Genomic DNA, 18,444 nt, shown 5'->3' with positions numbered 1-18,444 from the left:
TCCTGAGTGTGGCACCGTGCTAATCCCGGAGATCCCTCACTATGTTCGGGATGACAGGGTCTTTATCAATGTTTGCCCCTAAGGGGCTGGGCGCTCAGGAAGAAAACCACCCGCTTGCATGTGCCACATTTTGGCATAATGGCCATTTAACTGAATTAATTCCTCATGCGACCCATCTTCAATAATCTGTCCATTATCAAATACTAAGATTCTATCCATTTCAGAAAGAGTAGATAGACGGTGCGCAATGACTATAGTTGTTTTGCCTTTCATTAAATGATGAAGAGCATCTTGAATGTATTTTTCAGTGACAGAGTCTAGTGCGGAGGTTGCCTCATCCAGAATGAGAATGGGCGCGTTTTTTAAGATGGCCCGTGCAATCGCAATTCGCTGACGCTGGCCGCCGGATAGCTTTATGCCTCGCTCTCCTACCATCGATTGGTAGCCCTCATTAAGTTGACTAATAAATTCATGGCAATGGGCTTTTTTAGAGGCTTCGATTAGATCTTCGTCGCTCGCGTTGGAGCGGCCGTAGCGAATGTTTTCCATTAAGCTACGATGAAATAAAGAGACATCCTGAGGAATTAAGGCAATATTCTCACGCAGTGATTCTTGAGTGACCTGATTAATATTCTGCTGATCAATCGTTATGGAGCCGGACTCGACTTCAAATAGTCTTAAGATAAGATTTACAAAGGTACTCTTACCACTACCTGAAAAACCGACTAGCCCCACTTTTTTGCCCGAATGAATGAGGACATTTTTATTGTGAAATAGCTTTCCGCCATCTCGATAGTGAAAGTTGACATCTTTAAATTGAATCTCACCATGAGTAACCTTTAAAGGTTTTGCATCTTTGATATCTGTAATATCGTGAACAGCATTAATAATAGAAAGCGCTTGCCTGCACTTACCAACTTGCTCTGAAAAAGACACGAATTGTCCTGCAATAAACCACAGATTCCATAAGATGCTGATTGAGAGAGTAATAATAAAACTAAAGTCGCCCACGGTTACCTGATTCTGGCTATACATCTTGCCAAGCATCCAAAGATTAATACCTAACAAAGCAACGATACTGATATCCCACCAGATGCGCATATGGATAATTTTACCTAGCATGTCCCTGTCTTTCTGGACTGTATCGGCAATTGAGGCTCCGACATGGCTGTTTTCATAGTGATGCTTTGCGAATAAACGAATATTCACAATGTTGCTAATGCTATCAACCATCTTACCGACCAAAGAGCTCCGCGCTTCTGCAAACACATGGGAAAGATTTTCAATCGATTTCAAAAATAAAAAGGTAATGCCAAGGAATACAATGACCCAGGCAACTAAAATAATGGCAAATACCGGATGAATTAATAATAAAGTAACGATGGCAATGGCTAATCCCAATGATTGGGCATAAACATCATCAAGGGTCGTTAGAATATCAACAATCCCTCCTTGCATATCCACCACCTTATTAATCAGGCTACCTGCAAAATTGTTTTGGAAGTAATGATGGGAGTGCTGATTTAAATAAGCAAACATCTTTGTCATTGTGTCTTGTCTAAGGCTTGGAAATAACTTGAGTTTTACCCAATCCAATAGACGCATGTCCAGGCATAAGCCTATCCATAAAGCGATGTATAAAAAGATGTAGGGCTGAATAGCTGCAAAGGCCGCAGCCTTATCCCCTTGAAATCCTGTGGCCTTATCAATAATGATTTTCAGAGTGTAGGGTAGCAGGGTATTTGTAATTGCCCAGAATAGAGCGACAAAAGCAAAGATAGCGAGATAACCTTTATAGGGCTTGAGGATATTAAGGGTAAATTGTGTTAGAGATTGTTTCATTGTTATCCAGGTTAAAGGCTTTGTTGTCTGCATTATAGCTTACAAGCAATTTTATAACTGATAGCAAATAAGCAATGAAAGATTAGTAATGAGCCTGCAAATGCAAAGAAAGAATCAACCTCTCCTATTAATGGGATGGATATATAATGAGGGAAAAATTTACCCAATGAGATGAAGAATATTATTAGGAATGAAAAAATTAGGGTATATCTTTTATGGTTTTTTATTAAAAGAGCCATGATTGAAAAAGTAAGGGAGAAAAATAAACCGTACAAGGCGAAAAGGTAAATAATGAATGACCACCAGCCTCTTACATCACTATTGTCATACTGAAATAATAATGAAATAAGGCAAGCCAATAAGAAACTGAAACTTAGAATGAATGAATCTCGCAGAAATAACTCTTGTTTATTTAAGTGATACTCCGGTTGACTGATAAGAGGTGCTAACCTTTCGCATCGAAAAACCACTAGAACAATCAGGGGGAACGTCTGTAAAAAACCTTCAAAGGAAACATAGGGTGCATGATACTGCATTGAAAAGTTTGCACAAATAAATGCAATAAGAATAGACCAAGAATATCTATTCAAGTTTCTAAGCGAGCTTTTCTTTAGCCTAGCCATGTACTAATCCTTTAGCTGAGGAGATATTTTTCGTTGAGTGTATCTCAAATTGTTACTGTTAATGAATCGAACGGTCGTCATCCTGAGAGCCCCAGCCCCTTTGGAGCAAACATCGATAAAGACCCCGTCATCCCGAACATAGTGAGGGATCTCCGGGATTAGCACGATGTCTCATTCAGGATGACGTGGCCTATTACTATTTTACCGCTCGTCCAATTTATTGATTATTTTAAAAGTAACCAGCACTCCGTTATTAGTTCGGTTTCAGCAACCTCATGATCAAAATTGTAATAACAAAAAATACAGGGCAAATCGCCTAGCTCTTCACCGGATTTTGGTAACCAATCACGATATAAGCCATAGATAGTCTCACCCATGTTATTACGAGAACCTTTATGTATAGCTACTGCATATCGACCTTCGGGTAATCGTTTTTCAATTATCTCGCCTTGAAGTTTCAATTGTTCTGGCACAGTTATACCAAGATCAAAACGAAACTCTTCTGGTGGTGTAGTTTGAGGGTCGTCATATCCAAACCCGAACGCCTCTCCGGCTTTAGGTTTCAGGTTAATAGTTTGGGCTTTAGCCCAGCTAATTAATCGATTAACACTATCGCCCACTTTTTGAGGATCGCCGCGATGTTCTAATACAGCTAAGCGTCTCGCTTTTATATTTTTGATAGTAACATTCATAGTCATTTCACCTTGTTTAGGCAAACAATACGGTGGCTGCTCCCAGGCTTGCCAGCTTGATTGAGCTCTAAACTCACTTGGGGCTAAATTACAAGTTTGTTTAAAGGCTCGCGTGAAAGATTCATGCGATTCGAACCCCGCATTGATTGCAATTTCAATAATGGATGTATCCTTATTAACAATTAATTGATGAGCTGCTCTTTTTAGACGAAGCCAACGAATATATTGTTGCAAAGATAGGCCAGTAAACGCTGTAAATAAACGATGAAAATGATATTTTGAAAAGCAGGCTACATCGCTCAATTGCGCTAAAGTGAGTTTGTCGTCAAGATGTTTACCAATAAACTCGATTACCTTTTTTAATTGGCGCTCATAATTCATACTGTTCTCACTCAAATTATCGTTTCATTCACAAAACTAAGGTTAAACCTATCTTAAATGGAGTGTTTGACCAATATTGCTAAAGTGATTGCTTTCAAAGTCCCCAAACTAAGCGTTCTAAATCCTTCAAACTTTGAACTCTCTCTTGCCAATCGGGAATTCGTACTTGAATATTCAAATTGCTATATCGGTGGAGCAGCATTAAGGTTGTCAACTGATGACTCAATTTATCCGTTAACTCATGAGGTAAATAGCCATAAGCTGCTAAAAATTCTCTTAGTAATTGCTTGTCGCCCTGGATAAGAAAAGCACCAGGACCTAGCAAATCATATTGTGGTAAACCGAGCATGGCATCTCCAAAATCAATCAATCCATTGATATGCCAAACAGCATCCACGTTAATTACTAAGAAATTCATCGGGGTATATTCGCCCGTTAATATAACTGCCTTTTTGAACTCCGGTAATATTTCTTTGCCTGAATTAAGGTAGGTGGGCAACTGTTGCAGTAATGCTGTAGGAAGTCCTTTGCTTCGGTGTTGTTCTACGCAATTTGCTATTTGTTTTTCAAGAAACCGTGGCCAAGAGCAATCAATTGTCTCAAGTCCTTCAGTTGGTAAAGCATGAACCTCTCGAATAAGCGCTCCCAATTCACGAAGAATGACTACTTTATTGCTGTAGGGCATAGTTTCCCAGAGGGTTTCTAGATTTGTTCCTTCGAGCTTACTAATGATGAGATATGGCCAGCCAAATATTTCTCCTTCGTGCTCGAGTGTTGGCGTCTTTATCGAAAGTTTTCCCTCTAAACTTTTTAATACTAATCGTTCGCTTTCAAATTGGTCTTGGTGAACGGGTGGAAAAATCTTAATGACTTTTTCTCCGTAGGAAAAGACGATATTTGTGCCATCAGAAAATAGCGCTAATGATGCCTCAGGTAATTGGTGCTTATGAATAATTACTCTAGCCAAATCATTTTCAATGTGTTGCTTGAGTTTTTCATAGCCTTCAAAGGTCTGAATAGTAGAGAGGGTTTGATTCAACCTTGTGTTATCCATCAATTTATTCCTGGTATCTAATTTTTAATTTACTAGAGAGCGAAATGCGGGCGTTTCCTGCTATACCCTTAAAATCTCTGCCGCTTCCGTTGATGTAAGAATCTTTTGTATTTTGGGGAGAGCCAACTCAAAATTGTTGGCATTAAAGGCTCTCAAGTCATCAAGAATATTCTTCTTTTCCGAAATATTGGTTGGAGGTAGGAGCAGCTCAAGCATTTCCACCATATCATTGTCACTCATGCCCTGATAAATAGGCTTGTCTATAGCTCTGATTTCAGCATCGGTCGCCCTTTCTTGCAACAAGCTTAAGAAGGCTGTTTCCTCATCATAGAAATGAATAAGATTAACAGCATGGAATTTTCTAAATTCTAAATAGAACAGTTTACCTTTGTATAATCTTGATTGCGGGGATAAATTCAAAAGTTCTTTAAGCGCTTCTATTAATTTTCCACCAGAACTCTCAAGTTCCGAATGCTCCCCAAAAAGCGATGAAACCTCGTCTTTGGTAAAAAATTTATTAAAAATAAATTCCTCTTCCCATCGGGCATGATTCGCCAACGTTGTTAAATAATCTTCAAGTTGCTTGTGAAGGATTTCGATTTCTGAGGTATTGCGAAAATCAACTTTGGCCAAACAAATCAAGATTTGACTTCCCTGCTCTTCAAGGAATTTATGACAGGCAAATAGGTGTGATTCTCTTTTCATTTTAGATCTCTCATTAAAGTGTATTTTGAAGCTCAATCCTATGAATCCCTTCCTGTATTTAATCATTCGTGAACAAGCGGTTGCTGTGATGCAAAAAGCGATAACCCTCAGAAGTATTCATGACGTTAGTTTAGCACGGGGGCTCATATATTGAGGATATTGGAGAGGTTCTTGATTCGTGCCCCCGGAAATGGGGATGAGCCATGCGTCTACTGCGCGCACTTTTTAATTTTGCTGCCGGTCAATATGAAGATATCCAAGGTAAGTCATTGATTACCGAAAATCCTGTCAAACGCTTATCACAAACCCGTGCTTGGTATCGGGTCGAACGTCGCCAAACCTTTATTAAAGCCCATGAATTAGCTCCCTGGTACGCTGGAGTACAACAATTACAGAATGAAGTCTTTCGGGATTATCTCCTGTTGATACTCCTTACAGGGTTACGTCGTCAGGAAGCCGCTAAATTACGTTGGGATCAAGTTGATTTAGACGCGAAAACCTTAACCGTACTTGATACCAAGAACCATGAATCCCATACCCTCCCGCTTTCAAGCTATCTCTATGAGCTGCTATTATCACGCAGCCAAAAAAGGATTAGTGTCTATGTTTTTCCTGGCACGGGAGCCGCAGGTCATATTATTGAGCCACGCAAGCAAATGGCCAATGTAACCAAGCTCTCAGGCATTCATTTTACGGTTCATGATTTAAGACGAACCTTTATTACCATTGCCGAGGGGCTGGATATCTCAGCTTATGCGTTAAAGCGTTTGATGAACCATAAAATGAACGGTGATATCACTGCCGGATATATCGTGACCGATGTTGAGCGGCTAAGAAAACCGATGCAGCAGATTACCGATTATTTTTTGAAGTGTATGGGTGTCCAACCGTCCGCAACACTAATAACAATCCAACCACAAGGAGCAGTTCATGAGTAAAGAAGTTAAAGTTCAAGATGACGTATTACGTTTAAACCAAGATTACAGGCATTTCCTCACTGATATCAAAACAAGGTTACAGACGGCTCAAATCCGTGCAGCTCTTGCCGCCAATAGTGAATTAATTCAATTCTATTGGGGGCTTGGTACTTAGCTTAATGAGAAGCAAAAAAGCCATCAATGGGGTACTGGGTTTTTAGAGCAGTTTTCGCATGACATGCGCGAAGCATTTCCTGAAATGCAGGGATTTTCTGTTAGTAATCTTCAACGGATGAAGAAATTTGCAACCTTATATCCTAGCTTTTCAATTACGGCACAAGCTGTGCCGCAATTGCCATGGGGGCATATTGTACGGCTGATTCAGATGGTTAAAGATGAGAACGCGCGCGAATGGTATGCAGTTCAAACCATTAAGAATGGCTGGTCGCGGGCTGTTTTAGAGATGCAAGTTGAGAGCGAGTTGTATGAACGTCAAGCTATGGATGGTAAAAAAACATCCAATTTCCATAAGTACTTACCCGAAGCACAATCTGAATTAGCCAATGAAATATTAAAAGATCCCTATAACTTTGATTTTTTGACTATTCAAGGCAAAGCCCATGAACGATCTATTGAAAATGCACTAATTACCCATATCCGTGATTTTCTCATTGAGCTCGGCCAAGGTTTCGCCTTTGTGGGTTCTCAAGTCCCCCTAACCTTTGATGAGCAAGAGTTTTTTGTTGATCTATTGTTTTACCACCTCGAATTGCGAGCATTTGTAGTCATCGAATTGAAAAATACAAAATTTAAACCGGAACATACATGGCAATTGGGATTTTATCTTGCCGCTGTTGATGATCAATTTCGAAAGCCTGGAGATAACCAAACGATTGGAATCTTGCTATGCAAATCGAAAAATAAAGTCATTGCAGAATATGCGCTGCGAAACATTAGTGCTCCCATAGGTGTTTCAGAATATACCTTATCTAAATCAATTCCGACTGACTTGAAGGGCAGTTTACCGATAGTTGAGGAAATTGAAGCTGAATTAAATGAGTCGACAAAAGGAGATTAGTGAATTTTTAAAATATAAAGCACGGGATATAGCAGGGGAGCTTATCCCGAATTCAAAATTAGGGCACAGGTTGTGCCCCAATTACTACATTGGTAATTCAAGGATGTTTGATAATTCTGCTTACTTACAACAGACACCCAATAAATTTAGACTTAATGGTCATCGAAGACAAACCATCTTTACATATCTAAAATATGTTTTAACTTATTAAGCTGTTCTTTCTTTTTATCATCAGGGATTTTATTAATATTTTTTAGCTTCCACTGAATTCCTGGAAGAGTTTCAATCCCTTTAACGGGAAGTAGCGACCAATCTGGACTGCCCGATTTCAATGTAAGTAAAAATTTTCTTTCACTATCTGTAAAAGAAGTTAGCAGTAAACTTGGTAAATTCGATCTAATGTTGCTTAATTCTTCGTGAGAAATGGGAGTATCGGTCATCCCTAAGAACTCATTTTTAAATGTTTTTTCAAACTCCTGTTTTGATACTTCACTGATTTTAGGATCAAGAAGTTCATGCATGGGTCTAGAACCGCTAGCAAGATATACAATAAATGCTTGTCTGATTTGTTCAGTTAAGCCTTGGTTGTCCAATAAAAGCTTTAAATCAAACAAATCTCGAGGATGATATCTATCTAATGCAGCACAGATTTTGCCTCCATATAGATCAGCAATAGATAAGGTATTGATACGCATGAACTTTAAAAATTGATCCTGCGCTTTTTCGCATAATTCCTGTTCTTCACAAGCAAAAACAGAGCCTCTAAGCACAAAATTAGGCTCAATTTTAATCATGGCATTTTTGGCAAAAACTTGCAGTTTTGCTAGAGTTCCTTTTTTTGTGATTACTTCTTTGGCCACTAAGCCCTGGTTCTCTATGAACTGTTTCATTTTTATCAGCTCAGTTTTAATATTTACAAGAAAAATATCTCTACTTTCAATCGGTAAATAAGTTAGATCTATATCAACGCTTAAACGCGGCATATCTCGAATGAATAAATTGATTGCTGTACCACCTTTTAAAGCAAAACATTTAAAGTGACTAACTACTGGTAATACCTCAAGCAATAGCGCTACCTGATTTTTATAAACTTCTTCAAAACTCAATTTATGATTCCTTTATTTCAGGTAGAGATAGCTTATATTTAGAATAGTACTTGCCTCCATCACCTAACTCTCGCTTGCCTTTTCCTAAATCAATTTTTGTTATGTCTAGGCTGGAAAGCCATGAATGATTAAATTGCTCACTTAAGTGTAAAAAAAGTCTTTTTACTTTGATTGAATTACAATTTTGCAAGAGTGTTTGAACTAGCTTTGGCCTTAATTGGCCTAAGTTTTCTATTAGATAAGCTATTTCATCGAATGATTGATGTTTAGGGTATAGGTAAAGTAATTCCATTGCTGCTCTTTCAGGACTTGATAACTTTAAATTTATTTCATTGATTGAGCGTTCTATAAACCCTATTTCATTATTAGCATCATTAAATAGCGAGGATTTATATAATTCAAATTTTGCATCCCATTGCAGTGCTAATAGCCATTTAGGTATCTTAGTGTTTGGAGGAGCAAATAACATCACTTCTTGCATTCCTTGCATGGGTATAAAATGTCCTAGTCCTAATAAATGTAATGCAGTTTTACCCCCTACATGAATAGGGATATCTAGCTGGCTTTGTAATGCATTTATAGCGCCCGCCCAAGTGATGCGAGTTCCGGCTTTTTTATATGCATTCGTACCTAGCTTTTCCAGTAATCCAGAGTGGACATACCACCATGCCAGCTTTGCTGATACTCCATGATTCTTAAGCCAAGCAGAAGTTAATACCACCCCTGAAGGGGCAGTAACCATAAAATAGTTTATTTTTGATTCATTATTTCTAGTCATACTAGAAATATTAGCAAAAATATAAACTAAAGTTTAGTTTTTCTGTAAAACTTCGAGGATTACTAGAACTTTTAGAATAAATATAAACTAAAGAGATTGGACGGTTGCTCTTTCCTATTTGTGAAACAGCCCGCTAACATTCACTCTCTTGTCCATTGGGGAGTACAGCATTGCAAAGCTCACTAACAGAGTTTAGCTGCTCTTGAGATATTTTTGCTTTGTACAGATTTGTCCCTGAGAAGTTTACACCCGTTAAATTTGCACTTGTAAAATCGGCAGATGTGAAATTATTATTGATTAAATGTGCATTCCTTAAGTCCGCATTAGCGAAGTTACTATAAGAAAAATCTCCGTAGCTCATCGACAAACGTAGACCAACTATGTTGCTAAAATTGGAATACTGCCGATTAAAACTACCTAATAAATCTAATGACGAGCGAATTAAATTACTATTGCTGAGAATAATAGCTCCTTCCTTATTAGTACTAAGCCAATTTATACCGCTTAAATCACAATTTTCACAAACCCCGGTTTTTTTAAATTGCTCCATATGAGTGGGATTAGAATATGTATGAGAAAAGCAAGTTGTGGAGAAAACTAGTAAAGATGCGAGAAAATACCCTTTCATTGAAGCTCCTTTTATTTGATAAAAAATACCATAATATTGAAAAAGAATATTATTTAACAATTAATTATGTTGAAAATAAATCGTTTTCTAGCTAAGCAAGACTTTATTAATATCGCATAAGGTTTTTGATTAAGGTGTGAGTGATTTATTGTGCTAGCGCGAATTGTGATGGTAAACCCAAGCCAGAAGCCAAGGATACCGGGTGTTAGTACCCCTAGAGCTTATGTATTTACCCATAAAAATTGAGATGATGAATAAAATCGTGGGACATCTGGGACATCTGGGACAACTTGGGACAGCAGTAAAATCAAGGGCTAGAGCTGTCCCAATTTTTAAAACTGCTTGGGACAAGTTGGGACACAGAAAGCCCCTTATTTACAAGGTGTCCAAGATGTCCCAAGTGTCCCAGCAAATTATTTGTTTAGGTACAAACACAGAGTATTTCGAGACTTTATACCCATTTCCTGGCGAATAGTCTGGCAGGCTTGGGTATACCCTATTTCTGGACGTAATAATTCAAGCCGTTGTTTAGCGTACCAATACCGCCAGCTTCTATTACCAGGTAGCTTATGGCGTTTTAAATCACCATGCCAATAGATTCTTATATATTGCTGGCCATATTTTTAATAAGACTCTTATCCTCATCTACCAATAGGTTAAATTCATTCAAAATGGCACGTTGCTCTTTGGTAAGCACTGGAATAGTGCGATCAGAAATCATTAATTGATTATTCTGGAGCTGCGTAGAAGTTTTAAAATGAATGGCTTCTTGAAATGTAAGACCAAAATGAGTTTGCAAAGCCATGATAAGACGCACGGCAGGATTAGTCAGAGATTGCCAGGAATCAGCCGATATTTTGATACGCTTCTTCCGTGGTTTGGAGCGAGATAATAGCAGACTCTTGTTGTCGATATAGCGAACATGACAGCCAAGGTCTGCAAGAACTTTGCGGATGATGGTCATATAACGCATGATAGTTGCAGGCTTCACTCTTTGTGCTTTCCAGCTGCTGACTAGGGAATGAATTTGCTGAGTATTCAACTCCTGCCATGAAGCAGGAGTTTGTTTGATGGTATAGAGCCCATCCAGCATTTTGTTAAGGACAAAAGCTCTGCGTTGCCTTTCCTTATAGCTTCCATCTTTATTAGTCTTCATAAGAAGAGTAGCTTGTTTTCTTAAAGAATTTGCTGTCATTACCCCACCCCGAAAAAGTGGTTAATCTAAAGTTATTTGCCCTGTTTGAGTTTAGTGTTGGTCGAGCGGTTCATTTCAAAGGATGAAACCCGGCAAAGCCGTAATGCTCGAAGAAGGGGGCAAAGCAATCGTTATAAGGCAAACGATCTCGCCAAGGTACAACAGTTTTTTAGTGATTTTCTCCTTTTGTTTATTGATTAAATAAGATCGACAAAACTAAGTGGCTTTATCTCTAATCCATGGTCATTGTAATGATGACTTAGAGTCTTTCGACACGCTCTGCCGAATGACAGAGTTCCTTGACACGGTTCCCAACTGAACGTCCAGCCCTAAGGTTAAGGGAATGATAAGGCTTAGCATTAGACGCCTAAGCGTTTCGCAGAGTTCTCATCTGCTCATTAGTAATGCTTCGCTTACAAATTAGCAAAGCAGGGATCTGGGAACAAGGGGTTTTAGGACATTATTTTATCCGATCGCGAGTAGCGCGTTAGGACAGAGAAGTGTTTAGAGCTTGATTTTATTGGGTTGTAGCGTGAGGGAATTCCTGCGTCACTGCACAGAAGTTGCAGTGACGCATTGTGTTTATCTTTCTTTAGAAATTGTAACTATATCTCTTTAACTTATTAATTGGACAGCTTTGTTTTATTTTTAGTTCTATAATATATAAAACATGCAAATGTAATCGAGCTATTTTGCATAATGACTTGGATATAAGGATTAAGATTCAGGAAAATGTAGAAATCTTGTTTGGGTTGATAGCATGGCCTTTCATGAAAATGTCTATGGAGAAGCTTATGTTTAATATTAATTCAATCATTGTAATTTGTGTTTGGTGCGAGGCATGGTTTTTGCGGGGCTAGGTAGGGTGCTTTCAATCTAAATAAGAGATTTTGCATTAACTGTAGTTTTAAATCTGCCAGGAAAAGCCAGAGAGAGGTTCAAGTCCTCTCCCTCGCACCACCTGAATTAATAATTTTTCAATTAGAAAGTAATAATTTGAAGAGATATTCGGATCATAGATAATTTGCATATTTTTTTTATTATTTTGTCGTAAATTTTTAGATTGTATTTACTAAAATTTCTTTACTTTTTCCAACCCAGTAATTAGGAAAAAATGGTAAGCAGGCTCTTATTTCAGCTTTATTATGAAACTTATGATAAATATAACGGATTTGAAACCAACCAAAAGATTCACTATACATGAAAGAAAACGAATTCCCTGGCAATTGAGTATAAATAGGATTACTGACCAGAATATATTTTCTCATGGGATGTTCTTTTAGAGAGCCACGAGAAATAAATTGAATTAATAGATTTTTCCCATAGGAACCTCCATGGAATGCATTGACAAGTTCTAACGGTGAAAATAAAGTTTTTTCTTTAGTGTGTTGAGTACTATCAATCATGCAACAAAAAGATTTTATGAAATATTTAAATAAATGTTCTTTATTTAGCCCTTTAATTACATTCAGATTGATTCTATTCGAGGAAAAAATATTTTTCTCATTACTAATTACGTAGTTCATAAAAAGGTGATACGCCCTATCAAAAGGTTGGCTTCTATGCCCATTGCATGATTGACAAAGATTTGGAGGATATTTTATTGCATCAGATTTGGAGCCCTGGACAATTTTACATGATCGGGGCCTTAATATTTTTAAGGGTCTCTTAGATATAGGCTTATCAAACATCAATTCATCAACAATTGTTTTTTTAATTAAATGCTCTCTAGTTGTTGCAATTTCAGGGCAGAGCGCGCATTTAAATTGAACTTTTGTATTCATATAGATTTCCTTTCAATATTATTCAATCCAATATAGGTATATTTTTAATCATAATCTATTGCTTGTAACAAATTAGGGTCAAGTCTTGCCTATTGCTTTAAGTTAGTGAAAAGCAAAAGGCAAGACCCTTTTGAGTTGCCGCGACGCAGGAAATATGTTTACTCCGGGGCTAAAATATTAAATCTCGCTTGAGCTTTTTTGTTTAGCCTATCTCTCATATTTGTAAGATCGAGTAGCATTTGCCTTTTCACGTTTAAGTCTGAATCGGATAATAATCCCTTAGGAAATACAATGTGTGATATTAGCATTTCAGTTAATCTACCACTTTGTTCAATAGCAAACCATGCATGACTAATTGATCTCTCATCTGTAAAAGGTCCTATAAGAAACTTTGCTTTATCATTGTTTATCTGAATATCTTGCATAATTGGGTGAGAGTGTTTCATCCAGCATAATTGTCTGTAGACTGAAACTTCAGGCTCTGATGGTACTCCTACTTTTTGGCAATTATGTTCTACTAGTTTTTTATACGTATCTATTCCAATGAGCTTTGGCATATTCTTTTCGCCATCAGAACTAGCCAGCCATTTTAGCATCGCAGCATTGTCATATGAGAAGTATACAGCGGTATGAGATAACTCAAAAATTGAAGCTGCTAATGTACATGCTTGTTCTGGATAACCAAGTATAACTATATGTTGAATGCATCTTAAAAAATCAGTAATTCTCATTAAAATCATCATTTGACTACGTAGTAACTGACCAACATCGTTAATAGTTTTTCCATCTAAAAAGCGCTGAATACTAAAGCAGGAATTATAGATTTTAGTACTGTAATCTAAATGTTCGTTCAGTTCTGGGAGTATTTCTTTTGCCGCTTCTCTTTCTTGATATTCTATGCTGTGTTCAATAGCCATAATTCCTCCTAATTATTAAGTCTCTCAGATATTAATCAATTGTAGAGCATAAGGGTTGTTCTTTATGCGTTGTCTATAATAAAAAATAACATGAATAAATGTTAAGTTTGATATGAAAAAAGGGAGAGCAAAATCAATATTAGCTTCTTCTATAGATTCAGCTTTATTAGCTGTGGAAATCTATAACAAGCCAAGGGCAACATTCCGAACGGAGGCATTTATATCTTTAATGATTATTGCTTGGACACGATTATTTCATTGTTATTTCTACCAAAGTATTGGGGATAAGTATTACTATAGAGATAAAAAGTCTAATCGCTATCTTAAAAAAGATAATGAAAGAATGGCTTGGGATTTAAGTAATTGTATAAAAGAGTACGGTAATTTATCTGAAGCTGTTAAAGCTAATTTAAATTTTTTTATTTTACTTAGAAATAAAGTTGAGCACAGGCATGTTGAAAAAATTGAATTTGATACGATGCTATTCGGTGAGTGTCAGGCATTGCTTTACAATTTTGAGTCCCAATTAATTGAATGGTTTGGATATGAGTATTGTATAAATGAAACCTTAGCATTTTCATTACAGTTTTCTGTATTACGAAATAACACTCAGGAAATTGCAAATAAAAGAGCATTGTCAGCTGATTTAAAAGATCTAAAAAGATTTATAGAAAACTATCGTAGCTCCTTATCTCAGGATATTTTTAATTCTAATTTTTATAGCATTAAGCTTATTCAAATTCCTAAAATTTCGAATACTGAACGAAATGATTTAGCTATTAAATTTGTCAATTGGTCTTCATTAAGCGTTGAAGATAGAGGAAATTATGAAAAGCTTATTACTATTATCAAAGATAAAGTTATTCAAAAACCAGTTATTAATTATGGGGGGATGAAACCTAAGAAAATTCGTGAGCTTGTTGAGAAAGGATGTGAAATAAAGTTTTCTGATTATGACCATAGATGTTTTTATTCAATTTTTAAAATCCGTCCCCTTACTTCTGATAAAGAAGACCCATTTGATACGAATACAGAATTTTGTAATTTTGATGAAGTACATAATGACTATGTTTATCAAGAAGGATGGGCAAAAGTGATAATACAAATAATTAGTAATGGTAAATTAAACAGACATCAATGGATCATTGCTTATAAAGAAAATAAACACCTAAACATAAAGGACTATACCGAATAAGTTGTCTACATGAAAATTTGACAATTCTATGTTACGTATAAACATTTGGATATTTAGGAAACTATGAGAAAGAGGCGTTCAAACTTCGACACATATTCGACACGAAAATTTAAGATTTGATTTGATTTCCGCCAAAACCCAGACTGGGAGTGGCTCCCCGGACAAGACTCGAACTTGTGACCTAATGATTAACAGTCATCCGCTCTACCGACTGAGCTACCGGGGAATGAGGCGGAATCTTAAATGGATTCCGCGGGGAGGTCAAGAGGATTTTACAGAATTTTTTTCCTTTATTTCTTGATTTTTATTTACAGAAACGTTGTAAGCGAGCTAATGCGTCTTGCAAGATTTCCATGCTGGTTGCGAAAGATAGGCGGATGCAACCTTCGTTTCCGAAGGCGGAGCCTGGTACCAGGGCGACGCCTACTTCTTGTAAGAGTGCTTCGGAAAATTGTACGTCGTTGGCGAAGCCGCGTTTTTCGATGATGGGTTGCACGTTTGGGAATATATAGAAAGTTCCATCGGCTGGAATAACTTCAACGCCGGGGATTTCATATAAGCGTTCAACAACAAAATCATGACGTTTATGGAAGGCTTCAACCATATGTTCTACAGACTCGCTACCGCCATTTAATGCTGCTACAGCTGCTTTTTGTGCGATAGAGCAAGGGTTGGATGTTGATTGCGACTGTACAGTTTTCATCGCTTCAATTAGTGGTGCAGGGCCGGCTGCATAGCCGATGCGCCAACCGGTCATTGCATAGGCTTTGGATACGCCATTGAGTACGATTGTCCGTGAGTACAAACTGGGGCAAGCATTTAAAATGTTTGCGAAGGGCATAGTCCAGATAATGTGTTCATACATATCATCTGTTGCAATAAATACATGCGGATGCTGTTCTAACACTTCGCCAAGCGCTCTGAGTTCGTCAAGGCTATAGGCTACACCGGAGGGGTTCGATGGGCTATTTAATACGACCAGTTTTGTTTTGGGGGTAATTGCTTTAGCAAGCTGTGCTGGTGAAATTTTGTAATGATCAGCCGGTGTCGAAGGCATAATTACGGGAGTTCCGCCTGCTAATAAAACCATGTCAGGGTAAGAAACCCAATAAGGGGCTGGAATCAGGACCTCATCGCCTTCATTGATAAAGGCTTGGCATAAGTTATAAAAGCTTTGTTTGCCACCAACCGATACCAGAATTTGGTTCAATTGATAATCGAGGTTATTGTCTCGTTTGAATTTATCTTTAATGGCCTGTTTAAGCTCAGCGATACCATCGACAGCAGTATATTTAGTAAAACCTGCGTCAATTGCTGCGATAGCTGCTTGTTTAATGTGTGCTGGTGTATCGAAATCAGGCTCTCCAGTGCCAAGACCGATAATGTCTAGACCTTCTGCCTTCATTTTTGCGGCTTTTGCTGCTACAGCAAGTGTAGGTGATGGCTTTACTTGTTGTATCCGCGCTGCCAGTGCGATATCCATTTTTTTACTCCCGTGCTATGTTTCTGACCATTGAATGTTTGAAACACTCTGTTGATCGGTTATAGTTTATATTATGAAAGATATATTCAAAATTTACTCAAATTATCAGCCTGCCGGCGATCAGCCAACCGCAATAAGCTCATTGATCGATGGCCTAGAATCTGGTTTAGCACGCCAAATACTCTTAGGGGTAACAGGTTCAGGTAAAACCTATACCATTGCGCATGTCATTCAGGCAATGAAACGTCCAACGCTGGTTATGGCGCCTAACAAAACTCTGGCTGCTCAGCTATATGGCGAATTCAAGACCTATTTTCCTGACAATGCCGTGGAGTATTTCGTATCTTACTATGATTATTACCAACCAGAGGCCTATGTTCCAGCCTCGGATACCTTCATAGAAAAAGACGCTTCCATTAATGAGCACATAGAGCAGATGCGCTTATCAGCTACCAAAGCGCTGATTGAACGTCGGGATGCTATTATTGTCGCAACCGTCTCGGCTATTTATGGTTTGGGTGATCCCGATTCATACCTGCGTATGTTATTACATCTATCCAGAGGAGAACAATCTGATCAACGCAAAATTTTAAGGCGCCTTGCTGAAATGCAATACATACGCAGCCAACAATCACTGGAAAGAGGCCAATTTCGTGTTCATGGCGATGTGATTGATATCTTTCCTGCTGACTCTGAAAAAGAGGCTATTCGGATTGAGCTTTTTGATGATGAGGTTGAGAATATTTCCCGTTTTGATCCGTTAACTGGTGAGGTTATACAGCGCTTACCACGGGTCACCATTTTCCCCAAGACACATTATGTCACGCCGCGTGAACGAATATTACAGACCATTGATCTTGCCAAAGAAGAGCTTAGGGAACGACTTGCAGAATTTACCGAACAAAACAAGCTTTTAGAAGTGCAAAGATTGCAGCAACGAACCAGTTTTGATATTGAGATGATGCTTGAACTGGGATATTGCTCGGGGATTGAGAATTATTCACGTTATTTATCGGGGCGAAATGCGGGGGAGCCGCCGCCAACCTTGTTTGATTATTTACCTCCAGAAGCCTTGCTAATTATCGACGAATCACATGTGACCGTGCCGCAAATCGGAGGTATGTATCGAGGGGATCGGGCTCGCAAAGAGACCCTGGTGAATTATGGTTTTCGCCTGCCTTCGGCTTTGGATAACCGCCCGCTTCGTTTTGAAGAGTTTAATGAACGCTCGCCTCAGACGATTTATGTTTCAGCAACCCCTGGTCCCTACGAATTAGAACAGGCAGATAATGTAGCGGAGCAGGTTGTTCGTCCAACTGGTCTTATTGATCCGCAAGTTACTATAAGACCAGTCAAAAACCAGGTTGATGATTTACTCTCTGAAATTCACTTGGTTGTTGCTCAGGGTGAGCGTGTCCTGATTACAACCCTTACCAAGAGAATGGCTGAGGATTTGACCGATTATTTGCGTGAGCATGGCGTGCGCGTACGTTATTTGCATGCGGATATTGATACTGTTGAACGAGTGGAAATTATCCGTGATCTGCGTTTAGGTGAGTTTGATGTCTTGGTTGGTATTAACTTGCTGCGTGAAGGATTGGATATGCCGGAGGTTGCCTTGGTTGCTATTCTTGACGCCGACAAAGAAGGCTTTTTACGCTCTGATCGTTCTTTAATTCAGACGATAGGAAGAGCTGCACGAAACGTCAATGGGCGGGCAATTTTATACGCTGATAGAATAACAGGCTCCATGCAACGTGCTTTGGAGGAAACAGAGCGTCGCCGCAATAAACAGCTTGATTTTAATAAGAAACATGGCATTACACCGAAAGGGATCAAGAAATCAATCACTGATATTATGGAAGGCGCCTATAGTACGAGACGCAAATCAAAGGTGGCAGAACCTAAGGCTAGTTATCAACTCCTATCGACCGAGCAGTTGACCAAGCAGATAAAAATCCTAGAAAAGCAAATGTACGAACATGCCAAAAATATGGAGTTTGAACTGGCGGCAAAAGTTCGGGATGAGTTTTTAGCACTTAAAGAACAGCTCAAAATGGGTTAAA

General features: G+C 38.3%; 15 protein-coding genes, 1 tRNA gene and 2 pseudogenes. 6 read left to right on the top strand and 12 right to left on the bottom strand.

The window, feature by feature from the left end:
• Positions 1-78: 78 nt before the first annotated feature.
• From BN1094_RS01970 to BN1094_RS01950, 4 genes are all read right to left on the bottom strand, one after another.
• Entirely contained in the window at positions 79-1,842 is a 1,764-nt protein-coding gene (locus BN1094_RS01970) for an ABC transporter ATP-binding protein (RefSeq protein WP_043873654.1), read from the bottom strand.
• Between the two features lie 847 nt (positions 1,843-2,689).
• Positions 2,690-3,538, bottom strand: coding sequence for an AraC family transcriptional regulator (locus BN1094_RS01960; protein WP_043872732.1), 849 nt, complete (start codon positions 3,536-3,538; stop codon positions 2,690-2,692).
• A gap of 94 nt (positions 3,539-3,632) precedes the next feature.
• Positions 3,633-4,592, bottom strand: a complete 960-nt coding sequence (locus BN1094_RS01955) for a phosphotransferase family protein (RefSeq protein WP_043872731.1) — start codon at positions 4,590-4,592, stop codon at positions 3,633-3,635.
• A 60-nt stretch (positions 4,593-4,652) separates the two neighbouring features.
• Positions 4,653-5,297 carry a hemerythrin domain-containing protein gene (locus tag BN1094_RS01950; protein ID WP_043872730.1) on the bottom strand — a complete coding sequence of 215 codons (645 nt, stop codon included), beginning with the start codon at positions 5,295-5,297 and terminating at the stop codon, positions 4,653-4,655.
• Positions 5,298-5,497: 200 nt separating this feature from the next.
• On the opposite strand from BN1094_RS01950, the pseudogene BN1094_RS01945 reads away from it, so the two are divergent.
• From BN1094_RS01945 to BN1094_RS01940, 4 genes and pseudogenes are all read left to right on the top strand, one after another.
• A pseudogene (locus BN1094_RS01945) lies at positions 5,498-6,235 on the top strand (tyrosine-type recombinase/integrase); the annotation flags it as partial.
• Positions 6,228-6,389, top strand: coding sequence for a DUF1016 N-terminal domain-containing protein (locus BN1094_RS20025; protein WP_245614125.1), 162 nt, complete (start codon positions 6,228-6,230; stop codon positions 6,387-6,389). The pseudogene BN1094_RS01945 and the gene BN1094_RS20025, both read left to right, overlap by 8 nt.
• A gap of 18 nt (positions 6,390-6,407) precedes the next feature.
• Positions 6,408-6,695, top strand: a pseudogene (locus tag BN1094_RS20190) (DUF1016 N-terminal domain-containing protein); the annotation flags it as partial.
• The gene (locus BN1094_RS01940) at positions 6,678-7,292 is read left to right on the top strand and encodes a PDDEXK nuclease domain-containing protein (RefSeq protein WP_342666468.1); all 615 of its coding nucleotides are present in this window, start codon (positions 6,678-6,680) and stop codon (positions 7,290-7,292) included. The pseudogene BN1094_RS20190 and the gene BN1094_RS01940, both read left to right, overlap by 18 nt.
• Before the next feature lie 179 nt (positions 7,293-7,471).
• On the opposite strand, the gene BN1094_RS01935 is transcribed toward BN1094_RS01940, so the two are convergent.
• The 6 genes from BN1094_RS01935 to BN1094_RS01910 all read right to left on the bottom strand — a co-directional run bounded on the left by BN1094_RS01935 (position 7,472) and on the right by BN1094_RS01910 (position 13,700).
• On the bottom strand, positions 7,472-8,398 hold the full coding sequence (locus tag BN1094_RS01935) for a nucleotidyl transferase AbiEii/AbiGii toxin family protein (RefSeq protein WP_043872729.1): 927 nt from the start codon (positions 8,396-8,398) through the stop codon (positions 7,472-7,474).
• Position 8,399: 1 nt separating this feature from the next.
• Positions 8,400-9,176: a type IV toxin-antitoxin system AbiEi family antitoxin gene (locus BN1094_RS01930; RefSeq protein ID WP_043872728.1), complete on the bottom strand. Its 777-nt coding sequence runs from the start codon at positions 9,174-9,176 to the stop codon at positions 8,400-8,402.
• Positions 9,177-9,309: 133 nt separating this feature from the next.
• Positions 9,310-9,804 (bottom strand): pentapeptide repeat-containing protein, encoded by a 495-nt coding sequence (locus tag BN1094_RS01925; RefSeq protein ID WP_043872727.1) that lies wholly within the window; start codon positions 9,802-9,804, stop codon positions 9,310-9,312.
• A gap of 601 nt (positions 9,805-10,405) precedes the next feature.
• The gene (locus BN1094_RS01920) at positions 10,406-10,999 is read right to left on the bottom strand and encodes a phage integrase N-terminal domain-containing protein (protein ID WP_052403078.1); all 594 of its coding nucleotides are present in this window, start codon (positions 10,997-10,999) and stop codon (positions 10,406-10,408) included.
• A gap of 1,058 nt (positions 11,000-12,057) precedes the next feature.
• On the bottom strand, positions 12,058-12,783 hold the full coding sequence (locus BN1094_RS01915) for a hypothetical protein (protein WP_043872726.1): 726 nt from the start codon (positions 12,781-12,783) through the stop codon (positions 12,058-12,060).
• Between the two features lie 158 nt (positions 12,784-12,941).
• The gene (locus tag BN1094_RS01910; protein ID WP_043872725.1) at positions 12,942-13,700 is read right to left on the bottom strand and encodes a hypothetical protein; all 759 of its coding nucleotides are present in this window, start codon (positions 13,698-13,700) and stop codon (positions 12,942-12,944) included.
• A gap of 112 nt (positions 13,701-13,812) precedes the next feature.
• Here BN1094_RS01910 and BN1094_RS01905 point away from each other — a divergent pair, with 112 nt between their 5' ends.
• Positions 13,813-14,895, top strand: coding sequence for a DUF3644 domain-containing protein (locus tag BN1094_RS01905; RefSeq protein WP_043872724.1), 1,083 nt, complete (start codon positions 13,813-13,815; stop codon positions 14,893-14,895).
• Positions 14,896-15,045: 150 nt separating this feature from the next.
• Here BN1094_RS01905 and BN1094_RS01900 read toward each other — a convergent pair.
• Together BN1094_RS01900 and BN1094_RS01895 are read right to left on the bottom strand one after the other, a co-directional pair.
• Positions 15,046-15,121: transfer RNA gene (locus BN1094_RS01900), tRNA-Asn, on the bottom strand.
• 78 nt (positions 15,122-15,199) lie between these two features.
• Positions 15,200-16,378 carry a pyridoxal phosphate-dependent aminotransferase gene (locus tag BN1094_RS01895; protein WP_043872723.1) on the bottom strand — a complete coding sequence of 393 codons (1,179 nt, stop codon included), beginning with the start codon at positions 16,376-16,378 and terminating at the stop codon, positions 15,200-15,202.
• A gap of 73 nt (positions 16,379-16,451) precedes the next feature.
• Here BN1094_RS01895 and uvrB point away from each other — a divergent pair, with 73 nt between their 5' ends.
• The gene (uvrB, locus tag BN1094_RS01890; protein WP_043872722.1) at positions 16,452-18,443 is read left to right on the top strand and encodes an excinuclease ABC subunit UvrB; all 1,992 of its coding nucleotides are present in this window, start codon (positions 16,452-16,454) and stop codon (positions 18,441-18,443) included.
• Position 18,444 lies beyond the last annotated feature (1 nt).

It is taken from the genome of Legionella massiliensis, assembly GCF_000756815.1.
Taxonomy (GTDB): Bacteria; Pseudomonadota; Gammaproteobacteria; order Legionellales; family Legionellaceae; genus Tatlockia; species Tatlockia massiliensis.
This window is presented reverse-complemented; position numbering and strand designations above follow the sequence as displayed.